This is a genomic window from Streptomyces sp. NPDC002680, assembly GCF_042889145.1.
Taxonomy (GTDB): Bacteria; Actinomycetota; Actinomycetes; order Streptomycetales; family Streptomycetaceae; genus Streptomyces; species Streptomyces adonidis.
In genome coordinates this window covers 224,404-236,568 of the sequence record NZ_JBIAQP010000013.1, presented here as the reverse complement: position 1 = coordinate 236,568, position 12,165 = coordinate 224,404, and the positions used below count along the sequence as shown (strand labels likewise).

The window sequence follows — 12,165 nt, the reverse complement described above, 5'->3', positions numbered from 1 at the left end:
CGATGTCGATGTTCGAGAGGCTGGGGCGGACGACGGTCCGCCGACGGTGGTGGGTGATCGGCCTGGCCGCGGCCTTCCTGGTGTTCGGGGGCATCTGGGGCACGCGGGTCTTCGGCTCGCTGACCACCGGAGGGTTCGACGACCCGGCCGGCCAGAGCTCGCGCGCGGACGCACGTGCCGAGGCGACGCTGGGCCGGACCGGCAACGACGTTGTGGTCCTGTACACCAGCCCCGGCGCGACAGTCGACGACCCGGAGTTCCGGCGAGCCGTCACGGAGACGCTCCGAGCGCTTCCCCACGAGGTGGTGACCCGGACCGTCACCTACTGGAACACCGGCAGCCCGGCCCTGGTCAGCCAGGACCGGCACGCCACCTACGCGGTGCTGACCCTGGCCGGCGACGACGAGGAGCGGCGCGGCGCAGAGCTGGACGGGATCGAGGACGAACTGGCCGCGCCCGGCCTGCGGACCCGGGTCGGCGGCGTCACCACGGTCGACCGCGACATCCGCGAGCGGGTCGCGGCGGACATCGCCTTCGCCGAGACGATCTCCGTACCGGTGCTGCTCGTGCTCCTGGTCGTCGTCTTCGGCAGCGTGGCCGCGGCGAGCCTGCCGCTCGCCCTCGGCGCGCTGGCCATCCTCGGAGCGTTCACCGCGCTGCGCGGGATGACCTACCTGACCGACGTCTCGGTCTTCTCGATCAACGTGGTGACGATTCTCGGGCTGGGCCTGGCGATCGACTACGGCCTGTTCATGGTCGGGCGGTTCCGGGAGGAGATCGCCCGCGGGCTCGGTGTCGAGGACGCCGTCGCGCGCACGATGGCCACCGCCGGTCGTACGGTCGCGGTCTCCGGCGTCACCGTCGCCGTCTCGCTGGCCGGACTGCTGATCTTCCCGATGACCTTCCTCCGCTCGATGGGTCTCGGCGGTCTGTCGGCGGTCCTGGTGGCGATGGTGGCGGCACTGACCGTGCTGCCCGCCCTGCTCGCCGTCCTCGGCCCCCGGGTCGAGGCACTCTCGGTACGACGGCTGCTGCGCCGTCCGCCGCCGGCTCTCCCGCGGGACGAGGTCGCGCACGGGTTCTGGTACCGCCTCGCGCACAGCATCATGCGCCGCCCGGTCGTCTACGCGACCGGGGTGCTCACGGTCCTGCTGCTGGCCGCCGCGCCGTTCCTGCGCGTCGAGTTCGGCGGCATCGACCCGAGGGTGCTGCCGACGGGCACCGAGAGCCGTGTGGTCTCGGAAACCGTCGACCGGGACTTCGTCCAGAACGGTCAGGTGCCGATCGAGGCGATCGTGACCTCGTCGGACCGGGCCGCTCTGGAGCGCTACGTCGACGCCGTCCAGGCTGTCGACGGGGTGTCCGGAGCCGAGGTCACGGGTCGGTCCGGCGACGTCGCGAGGGTCACGGTCAGGTACCGGGGCGACCCCATGTCGCCCGAGTCGCGGGATCTCGTGAGCCGGATCCGGGCCGTACCGGCACCACCGGGAGGTGAGGCGCTGGTGGGTGGGCAGACCGCGCAACTGGCCGACCAACTCCACGCCGTGGGGCGCCTGTTGCCCTGGATGGCGCTGATCATCGGCGGCGCCGGCTTCGTCCTGCTGTTCCTCGCCTTCGGCTCCGTCGTGCTGCCGGTCAAGGCGATCGTGATGAACATCCTGTCGCTCGGCGCGTCGTTCGGCGCACTGGTCCTGATCTTCCAGGACGGCCATCTGTCGGGTCTGTTGAACTTCACCTCCACCGGGACGCTGGAGGCGACCCAGCCGATCCTGGTACTCGCGGTCGTGTTCGGGCTGTCGATGGACTACGAGGTCTTCCTGATGTCCCGGATCCGAGAGGAGTACGACCGGACCGGCGACAACACCGCGGCGGTCGCGGTCGGGCTGCAGCGCAGCGGCCGGATCATCACCAGCGCCGCGCTGCTCATCCTGGTCGTGATCGGCCTGTTCTCCGTCTCCGGAATCACGTTCATCAAGCTGATCGGGGTGGCGATGCTCATCGCCGTCCTGGTGGACGCGACGATCGTCCGGGCGTTGCTGGTACCGGCCACGATGCGTCTGCTCGCAGACGCGAACTGGTGGGCGCCGGGGCCCCTGCGGCGCTTCTACGCCCGCCACGGCCTCCGGGAGGGCGACGACCCGCCCCCCACACCTGATCTCCGTCCCGCACCGGCCCGCACGCCGTCCGACTGACCCTCCTGCCAAGGACGAGAGACGAGACGATGCATCAACACGCCTACGACGGCCAGTGCACCGCCGAGGAACAGCGGCACACCTCCGCGAAGTCGCCCATCAGGCATCCGAAACTCACGTTGTTCGCACTGGCGTTGGGTACCTTCGCGATCGGCGCCGGCGAGTTCGGCAGCAACGGCATCATCCAGCTGTTCGCGTCCGATCTCGACGTGTCCGTTCCGGTCGCGACCTACGCGATCACCGCGTACGCCCTCGGGGTGATGATCGGCTCTCCGGCGATCACCCTGCTCGCCGCCCGGGTCAACCGGCGCACTCTGCTGCTCGGCCTGATCGGACTGTTCCTGGTCGGCAACGGACTCTCCGCCCTGGCGCCGGACATCGTGCTGTTCGTCGTCTTCCGGTTCGTCGCGGGCAGCGTGCAGGGCGCGTTCTTCGGCGCCGGGGCCGTCGTCGCCGCGTACGTGTACGGGCCGGGCAAGGGCGGCAAGGCGTTCGCCACCGTCATGGGAGGACTCACCCTCGCCACCATCGCCGGGTCGCCGCTCGGCACCTTCATCGGCCAGCACGCCGGCTGGCGCGTCATGTACGGGACCGTGGTCGCCGTCGGTCTGCTCGCCGGAGCCGCCCTGCTGGCCTGGCTGCCGCGCACCGACGACCTGCGCGGCGGCTCCCTCACGGGCGAGCTGGGCGCTCTCCGGCGGCGGGACGTCTGGCTGATGGTCGCCGTCGCGGCGCTCGGCATCTCCAGCATCTTCGCCGTCTACACGTTCATCGGCCCGTTCGTCACCGACGCGGCGCAGCGGGACGCCTCGCTCATCCCGATCGCGCTCGCCGTCTTCGGCCTCGGCATGGCGGTCGGCAACCACGTCGGCGGACGGGTCGCCGACCGGTACGAGAACCGGGGCCTGATCCTGGGCTACGGCGGTGCGCTGGCGTTCCTGGTGGTGATCGGCGTGGCAGGCGCCGACCTGGTGGTTCTGCTGCCCTGCCTGTTCGGCGTCGGCGCGACCATGATGTTCGCCATCCCCACCATCCAGGTCCGGTTGACCGGTTTCGCACCGGACGCCCCGACCCTGATGGGAACGCTCAACCTGGCCGCCCTCAACCTGGCCAACTGTCTCGGCGCGATCGGCGGCGCGGTCGCCCTCGACGCCGGCTGGGGGACCCTGTCCACCGTGTGGGCCGGCTTCGTCCTCACCACCGCGGGTCTGCTCCTGTACGTCACGACCGTCGCCCGGGTGAAGTCGGCGCCTGTTCCGGTTCGCGTCTGAACGGCTCGACTCGACGAGCACCCCGGCAAGAGACCCTTCTGGTCCGGTGCGGCGGAGGAATCACGTGAACGACGGTGCGGTACAGCGCGGGCCGGTCCTGGACGACGCGCGGTCCCGCCGGTTCGCCGAGTACGGCGCGACGCCCAGAGCTGTTGCCGAGGTGTGTTGCTGGACCGTGCCGGTCTCGGCGACCAGTCCGCCAAAGAGCGCCCGCATCGAGAACCATCCGGGCTTTCCGTACGGAGTCAGCGGCGAGAGCCTGACCCGTCTGGTGATGGTCCAGACGCTCACGTTCGGTGTACGGATCCACTCGCCCTGCGCGGTGGCAGGCCTGGACCTCTCCGTGGAGCGACGGCCTGCTGTCCTGCTGACGGCACATTCCGTGCATCGGTCAACACACTCGCGGCCAAGCACCGCGATGCGGGGGAGGCTCGTGCTCTGGTCGAGTGGATGCCCGCGGCGCACCGGGCGAAGGCGGTCGGCCTGCTGGTCGCCGGTCAGCGCCTGGCACAGGAGTGGGTCAGCTACCGGTACCTGACCCGCAACACGGCTTTGCACGCCGACCTCGTTTGATCGGGTCAGAGTTCGTCATAGGGCCGAGGGCGGAGTTTCTCGCCCAGGCGGCAGACCACTCCGTGCCCGCAGATCAAAGTCGCGGACGGTGGGGCCGGGGATCCGGAGCCTGCTCAGGATGATCGGCGCGTCGCAGTCCAGGAGCGGAATCCCGAGGCAGTCTCCGTGCCTACCGAGGGAATGTCAGCCTTGCCGGATCGCGTGGTTTCGGTCGGTATCGCCGCGGAGGATGGTCACGAGCATTCTGGATCGTGCTGAGCCCACGCTGAGGCGCTTGCGGAGTGTCTCGGCGGAGATTGGGCGGTGGTGTTCGGTCCAATGCAGAGCATCTTCTTGGCGGGCACGCTCCAGAAGGTCGTCCCGTTCGGTACGTGGTGCATGGTGTCGCGTGTAGTGCCCGATGCTGTCTGGCGAGATGCGAGCCTCTGAGCCGGTCCCGTCCATCGTCTGCGGTGTGATTGCTGGGCCGTTGGTCGTGGCTGCCGATGGGTCCGGCAAGTTCTGTTCCTTGTCAGTGGTGTTGGCGATGGCTTGGAGCAGGCCGGGGCCGACCTCGGCCCAGCCGATGAGCAGAAGAGGACCGACCGCGTCGAAGGCGGCCTTTCCGGTGTGCCCGGTCAGCAGGGGCTCGGTGATGTTCAGGGCGAGTGTGATCAGGCTGGAGAGGACGAGGAGTCGTCGTGTCGGGCGGAGCAGTTCGGAGCGTGCGCCGTGGAGGGCCAGGTACCAGGTGCCCAGCAGTAGGCCGATGACAGACAGGTCCACTGCTGGCGCGACCAGCGGTGCGACCCACGGTGTGACGCCCAAGTGCCGCGCCAGGGCCCAGACGTTGCCGAAGCCGAAGAGGAAGATCAGGCTGACGACGGCCGTCATGATGATGGAGACGGCGCGGAGCGTGAATCCGGGTTCGGAGGATGTGGCCGGGGGAGTGCCCACCCGCTGCGGTTCAGGCGCGGCCATCTAGCCCACCGCGAACTGCGTCTGCTGGGTGAGAGCGTGTGTCCAAAGCCCGTGTCGGTCCTCGGACACACTCTTTACGTACACGGATGGCGCTGGCCGGGTTTCGGTCAGCGCCATCCGTGTTTCGTGGTCGGATCGGACTGTGTCCGCTCGATTGCGGTGAGTGTGTGCTCGACGCGGATGTGTCGGCCCGCCCAGTGCTACGGCGAAAGGGGCCGCTGCGGGGAGCGGAGCACGAGCAGGGTGATCTCGCTCGGGGCGAAGACACGGAACGGTGGGCCCCAGAAGCCGGTGCCGCGGCTGGTGTAGAGGAGGGTGCGGGTGCCGTAGCGGCTGAGGCCGGCGAGGGCGGGCTGGTCGAGGCGGACCAGGTGGTGGAAGGGCCAGATCTGGCCGCCGTGGGTGTGGCCGGAGAGCTGGAGGTCGATGCCCTCGGCTGCCGCCCGGTCGATGAACTTGGGCTGGTGGGCGAGGAGCAGAACGGGCAGGTCGGGGTCGGCGCCGTTCAGGGCTCCGGCGAGGTGGGCGCGGTGGCCCGGCAGGCCGGAGGACTCGGCGGTGACGTCGTCCACGCCGGCGACCACGAGGGTGTCGCCGCCGCGTTCGAGCAGCACATGGCGGTTGCGCAGTGGCTCCCAGCCCAGCTCGCCCATCAGGTCGACCCAGCCCTGGGCCTCGCTGTAGTACTCGTGGTTGCCGGTGACGTAGACCCGGGCCCGGGTGGCTCGCACCGTACCGAGCGGGACGGCCTGGGCGCGGCGGCGTTCGGCGGTGCCGTCCGCGATGTCGCCGGTGTGGCAGACCAGGTCGGCTTCCAGTGTGTTCACCGTCTCGCACACCCGCTCCGACCAGCGGGCGCGATCGAGGGGGCCGTAGTGGGTGTCGGTGATGAGGGCGACGCGGAGGCCGTCCAACCCGGCACCCAGCCGCGGGAGTTGTACGTCGAGGCGGCGCACGCGTGGCACGCGGCGGGCTTCGGCGTACCCCCAGGCGAGCAGTACGGCGGTCGTGCCGAGGACGGTCCAGGTGACGATTCGGGCGCGGTCCTGGCTCTCGCCGACGCCGGCCACGGTCAGGGCGAGCCGCAGGAGGATGCCGAGCAGTACGGACCAGGTGAACAGGACCCAGGTGGCGCCCAGCAGGGTGTCACCGACGATCGCCGCCCGGTCCTGCTGGCGTCGGCCGTGGCCGCGCGCCATCGCGAGCGGCATCACGACGAGGCCGAGGACGAACAGGGCGGTGGCGACCAGTGCGACGGGCAGCGGCCAGTGCTGGCCGGTGTACAGAAGCACCCAGCAGGGCACGGCCCACAGCAGGACGGGGGCGATCAGGGGGATGTAGCGCATCAGGCGGTGCAGCCGGCTCGGTCGCGGAGCCCGCACCTCGCTGTCGGCGGGGTGGGTGTTGCTGGTGTCGGTCACGCTTCCCCTCTCGGACCCGGGTGCCGTCTCGCGCACTGTATCCGGTCGTCCTCGGGCGGGCTGGGCCACTGGATATGGCGGGTGGGGGTTCACAGCGTCAACGAGTCGTAGGTGATGGCGAGTTGAGGCGTGGGACGTGTCGACGTCGAGGAGGCACGAGCCGGTCTCGATGCCGAAGTACGGTCCGGGGTCGACAGGCAGGAGGCGGAAGAGGCGGGCCGTCCGGCGGCACTCTTCCCTGCCGGAGGCGGCGCGGCCACAATGGACCGGCCGGTGTGGCGGAACCGAGCCCTGGGGGTCCCGTATGGCGTCGCAACCCGTGCCTCGGCCGAAGGGCGGGGAGGTCGGTGCGGTGGATCGGTCCGGGGCGCTTCCTGTTCCCGGACGCGCCGCGAGGGTGGACGCTCCCTTGCACGACGCCGCGACGCTCGGGTTCGTCGACCGGCCCGGCCGCGAGTACTGGTGGCGTCAGCTGAGCGTGGCGGCCCGTGACCGGATGGTCGCCAGGGTCGGTCCGATCGTCGAGTGGTGGGCGTACTGCCACCGTACGGACCACGAGCGTCCGTACGCGGTGGTGTTCGGCGAGCGCGGACTCGCCGTGGCCACACCGACCGTCAACGACCGGGGCGGATCCGCGCAGTTGCTCACGGTCGTGCCGTTCGTACCGTCGTCGTTGCGGCACGCGGTGGTCGTTCAGAAGCCGACCCGGGCCCGCTCCGCCCGTCCCGCGCTGTCGGGCGGCGCCGCCCCGCCGGAGTACGGCGAGGAACTGCCGCTGTCGGCGCCCCTGCGCGGATTTCTCGGCAATCTGCCCGCGGAGGCACAGGCACGGTTGCAGTCGCCGTTCGTCAACGGCGACGAGTTCGGCCGGGGGGACTTCTTCTACTCCGGGGACGACAACGAGCTGGACGTCTGGTGCTACCTGGCCGGACGCCGGTGGGTGACCTTCGTGTCCGGACACGGCTCGGCCCTGTCCGGTCCCGCACACCGCGCGTCGTGGCGGCTGATCTGCCGGCAGGCCGAGGTCGCGGTGCGATGACCTCGGCGGACGAACCGGACTTCTACGCGCTGCTCGGCGTCCCGGCCGATGCCACCAGGGCCGAGATCGTGCGCGCGTTCCGCCGCAGGGCACGGACCCACCATCCTGACGTCGGCGGCGACACGGACGCCTTCCAGGACCTGCACCGGGCCTACGAGACGCTGTCCGACCCGGTGCGTCGCAGGGCGTACGACCGCCGCCGCGAGGCGCCGCCGCGCGATGCGCCCCGGACCTCCGCCGAGCCGCCGCCGACAGCGGCCGACACCTTCACGTGGGCCTCCGGTGCCGGCCCGCGCACGGGTGCGGGGGCGGGGGCGGGCCACTTCGGTGACCAGGGGGTGTACGACGGTTCCTTCCCGGCGCACGATCCGGGCCGCTCGTGGCGGCGGGCCGACCGGTTCGCCTGGTGGCGGCCCGTCGACGAACCGCCGCCGAAGCGACGCCGTCGCTGACGCGCTTCGGTCACCGGCAGTCCACCGACACGATCCCAGAGCCCCGTTTCGGTACCAACAGCTTCTGGCCCACGTCGAGGTCGGTTCTCTTTCCCATCTCGTTGAGGTCCTGGAGGTCCTCGACGGTGGTGCCGTACTCGCAGGCGATGCCGGACAGCGTGTCACCGGGTACGACGTCATGGACGCCGAAGAGGAGGCGGGGCGTCGGGAGCGGGGGGTCGAGGTCGGTGATGAACGGGGTGGGCAGCCGTCTGCCGGAGCCCGATGTCGGCAGGGCAAGGGGGTAGCTGGGCGTGGATGTGGCCCACGGGTACGTCTCCGTCGGCTCCTCGGTCCGGTAGGACTGCGGGTAGGGCTGGTAGGGGTCCGAATTGACCAGGGCGATCCCCCACACCACCCCGGCGACGATCAGCGCACCCACGGTCACCTTGGCGACCGTGCGTTGCCGCGCGAGTTCCTGGACGACCAGGTTCGACCCGCTCCGAGTACTCCGCCGAGCCGATGTCCGTCCGGCCGGTGCGGTCACGGTACGCAGGGCCAGTACGACCGGTGCCTCGATTTCCAGGCCGAGGCGCGCGAGTTCGTCACGCAGGGCCGGTACCGCCGTACGGTCGCGTGCGGCGGCAGCGACGAGATCGGCCAGGCGCCCGCGCGGGTCCCGGGGGCAGTCCAGGACGTATCCCTGGGTCCAACTGAGCACCCAGCGCGCCCGGCCCGCACCGGCCAGCGCCTGTCCGGTCAGCGCGTACAGGGCCTCGGCGAGCTGCTCCTCGGGATGGGGCGCGTCGGTGAGACGGCGTACCAGCTCCGTCTGCTCGCCGCGTTCCAGCAGGCCGAGAACGGTGGCGAGCGTGGGGCGCGCGCTCACGTGGGTGTCGCGTGCCGCGTCGAGCAGGAGGCTCGCGAGTTCGATGGCGAACGCCTCGGCGGCCAGGTCGGCCCACGAAACCAAGGGCAGTGCCGTCGTCGAGCGCGCGGCCTCACCGAGCATCTTGCGCTGCACCTTGGGCAGCGGTGACGGGTCGGCGACCAGTGGCCCCTCGTCGTCGACGACGGTCGTGGGGCTCGTGGCGGGCTGCGCCTCGATCAGGGCCAGCCGCCTGGCCAGCGGTGGATGGGAGTCCAGCGGGGAACGGCCCGCCTCGACCGGGTGCGCGCGCAGCTCGGCCTTCCGCTTCCGCACCAGCGGGTCGCCCACCATGGCGGCGAACGCCTCGAACACGTCCTCGGGTACGAACCCGAGCCGCTGTACGGGCCGCAGGAACCGGCTCTCGAACCCGGCCCAGGTGACGGCGAGCGCATGGACGGCGCGCAGCGCCTGGGCGGTCACCTCCGGTCCGACCACGGTGGCCGCCTCCGCGTCCGCCTCCAGCTCCTGGCGTCGGCGCACCGCCAGTGACAGGCGCAGATACATCCAGGCATAGGCGCCGATCACCGCGTGGAACAGCCAGGCGTATCCGACCCGGCCCTGGTCCGAATGCGCGGTCATCCGCAGCCGGAACAGGGTGGAGCGCAGCGACGCGGCCCCCCTGTAGGCGATCGCGCCGAACCGGGTGTGCCGGCCCGCGTAGTGGCCGAGTTCATGGCAGAGCACGGCCCGCAGCTCCATGGGCTTCAGCCACAGGAGCAGCGGAGCGCCCAGGTACATGGTCCGCTGACCGACCGCGAAGCCGAGCAGCCGCGCGTCCTCCGACACCGACGCGTTGGCCTCCGCCGTCAGGTAGATCCGGCTGGGCGGCCGGGTGCGCAACTGTCCGGCCAGATCCTCGACGAGCCGCCAGAGGCCGGGTGCGTCGGCGCGGCGCAGGAAGACCGCGTCGGGCGGGGGCTCCTCCGTACGGCTCACCGCGGCTATCCCGTACAGCAGGGCGGAGGCCGCCGGGATGCCGCCGGCCACGGCGAGCGACCAGTTGCCGGCCTGTGACGGGAGTTCGACCATCCCCCACAGCATGAGGCCGACGAGTGCCGCGTCGGCCGCGAGGAGGGTGAACGCCACGACGTAGAACCCGGCGAGCAGCCCCACGGCGAACAGCCCGCGTAACCACCCCAGGACAGCGGTCACCGTTTCTCCCCCCGTCTGCGGGCCATTGCCGCCCGCGCCCGGCCGAGCCTCTCCGGGTCCGCTTCCACGGCCGCCCGCAGCCATGCCTCCGCGTTGCGCAGGGCCATGACGACGGGGTCGCGGCCGAGGCTGATCCTGCTCACGTCCAGTCGGCCCGGACGGGCCGGTTCGGGGCCGGACATGAACGGGTCGCGCCTGTTCGTGTCGTCCGCGGCCATGTCCAGCGCCTCCTTGAGCGTCCGGCGTGCCTTGGACACGTTCGCGGCGACGCCGCCGCGCGTCATCCGCAGCGTCTTGGCGATCTCGCTCTGGGACCAGCCGTGCAGACAGAACAGCACCATGGTGACCCGCTGCCGTGGCGGCAGGGCGGCCAGCAGTCCCAGCACCTCGCGGGCCTCCGCACTCTGTTCGGGGCTCGCCCGCACCGGCACCGGCACATCCGGCAGCCGTTCCTGGCCGGTTCTGCGCCTGCGCTGTGTCTTCCACAGACGTTGGACCGAGACGCGGTACACCCACGCCTCGGGCAGGTCGTACTCGGCGATGCGGTCCCAGGCCCGGTAGGCCTCCAGGAACGCCTCCTGGGTGACGTCCTCGGCGTCCTCGCGGCTTCCGCAGAGCATGATCACCTGCGCCAGGACACGTCCGTACGCGCCCGCGAAGAAGGTCTCGAAGTCCCTTGGCCGTACGGCCTGTTCCGCGCTCACCGGTGGTCCGCCCCGGCAGGCTCGACAGCCGTCGCCGAACGCGCGCTCAGCGAGTCGCCGTCGGCGCGCGTGACCTCGACCGTGCCGCCCGGCCCGGCCGCCCGCACGACCGTGGCCAGCGCGTTCGCCCAGGCACGCTCCCGCGCCGGCCGTGTCCACAGCGCCGCCAGTCCGTACACCAGCCGTGCGCAGGTCAGCACTACGACCACCACCACAGGTTCGACAACCATTTCAGGGTCCCTCCACAGGATCACAGCAGTGACACCCTGATACAGCCGTCAACGCCCAACTGGTTTACCCGGCACCGGAATTCCCGGTCTCCGTACGCTGCGTCAGCGTACGGGGACATTCTGTAGACGGTACGCGGATCTTTCCGTCACTCTGGGTGAGTTGACACGCACCTGGAGGTGGCCGCGCATGACGGACGGTACGGAGAACATGGACGCCGATGAGCCGACGGCTGGTGAGGTGGAGCGGGAGCCCGGCCCCTCCGACAGTCTGCGGACGTTCGGGGCCGTCGTCCAGGCCCTGCGGGAGCACGCCGGGTACAGCAGGGTCGAGTTCGGGGAGAAGGTCCGGTTCTCCAAGTACACCGTGGAGTCGGTGGAGTTGGGGCGCCGGATGGCGGACGAGTCCTTCGTGGAACTGGCGGAGGCCGCGACGGGAAACACGGGGGCGCTGCGCAAGTCGGCGAAGTTCCTGACACGCGGGGGTGCCGGGCTGGCGGCCTGGTTCCGACGCTGGGCCCGGCTGGAGAAGATGGCAGTGAGCCTGTGCACGTACGAGTGTCGGCTCGTGCCGGGGCTTCTGCAGTCGGAGGGGTACGCGCGTGCCGTGTTCGAGGGCACCATTCCGGTGGTCACGGACGACCAGTTGGAGACGCTGCTGGCCGTGCGGCTGGAGCGGCAGACGATGCTGTACGAGCGGCCGACCGTCCCGTTCAGCTTCATCGTCGAGGAGCATGTATTCCGGCGAAGGTTCGGGGACACGGAGCAGATGCGGACCATGCTCGACCATGTTCTGGAGCACAGCGCGCCGCGCAATGTGACGCTTCAAGTCGTGCCGCTGGATGGGGGGTTGCACGCGTGTCTCGATGGTCCCGTGCAGCTTCTGGAGACTCCGGAGCGTCGGCGGCTCGCGTACTCGGAAGGCCAGCAGAACGGCCGTCTTATCGCTGACGCGAAAGAGGTGAGCCTCCTCTACCAGCGCTATGACAGACTGCGCTCGCAGGCCCTGAATCCCAAAGACTCGCGGGGCCTGTTGGAGCGAATCCGAGGAGAACTATGAGCACGACGGAACTCGCCTGGTTCAAGTCCAGCTACAGCGGTAGCCAGGGCGACAGCTGCATAGAGGTCGCCGCCGCCGAACAGGCCATCTGCGTACGGGACTCCAAGGACCTGACGCGCCCTCACTTCGCGATAGGCCGCGAAGGCTGGACCTCGTTCGTCCGCTACGCCGCGCACGGCTGAGCCTTCGGCCAGGCCCAGCCGT

The 12,165-nt window shown here is 70.6% G+C and carries 13 protein-coding genes; 7 read left to right on the top strand and 6 right to left on the bottom strand.

What is annotated here, in order from left to right; all coding sequences use genetic code 11:
• The first annotated feature begins 2 nt into the window (after window positions 1-2).
• Window positions 3-2,192: an MMPL family transporter gene (locus tag ACFYXF_RS32150; RefSeq protein ID WP_389354938.1), complete on the top strand. Its 2,190-nt coding sequence runs from the start codon at window positions 3-5 to the stop codon at window positions 2,190-2,192.
• Window positions 2,193-2,221: 29 nt separating this feature from the next.
• The gene (locus ACFYXF_RS32145) at window positions 2,222-3,463 is read left to right on the top strand and encodes an MFS transporter (RefSeq protein WP_389354936.1); all 1,242 of its coding nucleotides are present in this window, start codon (window positions 2,222-2,224) and stop codon (window positions 3,461-3,463) included.
• Between the two features lie 60 nt (window positions 3,464-3,523).
• On the opposite strand, the gene ACFYXF_RS32140 is transcribed toward ACFYXF_RS32145, so the two are convergent.
• A complete protein-coding gene (locus ACFYXF_RS32140; protein WP_389354934.1) occupies window positions 3,524-3,754 on the bottom strand; it encodes a hypothetical protein in 231 nt (76 codons plus the stop codon).
• A gap of 159 nt (window positions 3,755-3,913) precedes the next feature.
• Here ACFYXF_RS32140 and ACFYXF_RS32135 point away from each other — a divergent pair, with 159 nt between their 5' ends.
• Window positions 3,914-4,036, top strand: coding sequence for a hypothetical protein (locus ACFYXF_RS32135; protein ID WP_389354932.1), 123 nt, complete (start codon window positions 3,914-3,916; stop codon window positions 4,034-4,036).
• A gap of 183 nt (window positions 4,037-4,219) precedes the next feature.
• On the opposite strand, the gene ACFYXF_RS32130 is transcribed toward ACFYXF_RS32135, so the two are convergent.
• Complete coding sequence (locus tag ACFYXF_RS32130) at window positions 4,220-4,996, bottom strand: SpdA protein (protein WP_389354930.1); 777 nt, start codon at window positions 4,994-4,996, stop codon at window positions 4,220-4,222.
• A 200-nt stretch (window positions 4,997-5,196) separates the two neighbouring features.
• Entirely contained in the window at window positions 5,197-6,417 is a 1,221-nt protein-coding gene (locus ACFYXF_RS32125) for a metallophosphoesterase (protein ID WP_389354928.1), read from the bottom strand.
• 409 nt (window positions 6,418-6,826) lie between these two features.
• Between ACFYXF_RS32125 and ACFYXF_RS32120 the strand changes: the two genes are divergently transcribed.
• Both ACFYXF_RS32120 and ACFYXF_RS32115 read left to right on the top strand, forming a co-directional pair.
• Complete coding sequence (locus tag ACFYXF_RS32120; RefSeq protein ID WP_389354926.1) at window positions 6,827-7,456, top strand: hypothetical protein; 630 nt, start codon at window positions 6,827-6,829, stop codon at window positions 7,454-7,456.
• Window positions 7,453-7,908, top strand: coding sequence for a DnaJ domain-containing protein (locus tag ACFYXF_RS32115; protein WP_389354924.1), 456 nt, complete (start codon window positions 7,453-7,455; stop codon window positions 7,906-7,908). The genes ACFYXF_RS32120 and ACFYXF_RS32115 overlap by 4 nt, the downstream gene beginning before the upstream one ends.
• A gap of 10 nt (window positions 7,909-7,918) precedes the next feature.
• On the opposite strand, the gene ACFYXF_RS32110 is transcribed toward ACFYXF_RS32115, so the two are convergent.
• Genes ACFYXF_RS32110 through ACFYXF_RS32100 form a run of 3 tightly spaced genes read right to left on the bottom strand, consistent with a single transcriptional unit; the run spans window position 7,919 to window position 10,904 of the window.
• Complete coding sequence (locus ACFYXF_RS32110) at window positions 7,919-9,970, bottom strand: M48 family metalloprotease (RefSeq protein WP_389354922.1); 2,052 nt, start codon at window positions 9,968-9,970, stop codon at window positions 7,919-7,921.
• Window positions 9,967-10,674, bottom strand: a complete 708-nt coding sequence (locus ACFYXF_RS32105; RefSeq protein ID WP_389354920.1) for an RNA polymerase sigma factor — start codon at window positions 10,672-10,674, stop codon at window positions 9,967-9,969. Before ACFYXF_RS32105 ends, ACFYXF_RS32110 begins: the two co-directional genes overlap by 4 nt.
• A complete protein-coding gene (locus tag ACFYXF_RS32100; RefSeq protein ID WP_389354918.1) occupies window positions 10,671-10,904 on the bottom strand; it encodes a hypothetical protein in 234 nt (77 codons plus the stop codon). The genes ACFYXF_RS32105 and ACFYXF_RS32100 overlap by 4 nt, the downstream gene beginning before the upstream one ends.
• A gap of 187 nt (window positions 10,905-11,091) precedes the next feature.
• Here ACFYXF_RS32100 and ACFYXF_RS32095 point away from each other — a divergent pair, with 187 nt between their 5' ends.
• Together ACFYXF_RS32095 and ACFYXF_RS32090 are read left to right on the top strand one after the other, a co-directional pair.
• A complete protein-coding gene (locus ACFYXF_RS32095; protein ID WP_389354916.1) occupies window positions 11,092-11,961 on the top strand; it encodes a Scr1 family TA system antitoxin-like transcriptional regulator in 870 nt (289 codons plus the stop codon).
• On the top strand, window positions 11,958-12,143 hold the full coding sequence (locus ACFYXF_RS32090) for a DUF397 domain-containing protein (RefSeq protein ID WP_389354914.1): 186 nt from the start codon (window positions 11,958-11,960) through the stop codon (window positions 12,141-12,143). The genes ACFYXF_RS32095 and ACFYXF_RS32090 overlap by 4 nt, the downstream gene beginning before the upstream one ends.
• The last annotated feature ends 22 nt before the right edge of the window (window positions 12,144-12,165 follow it).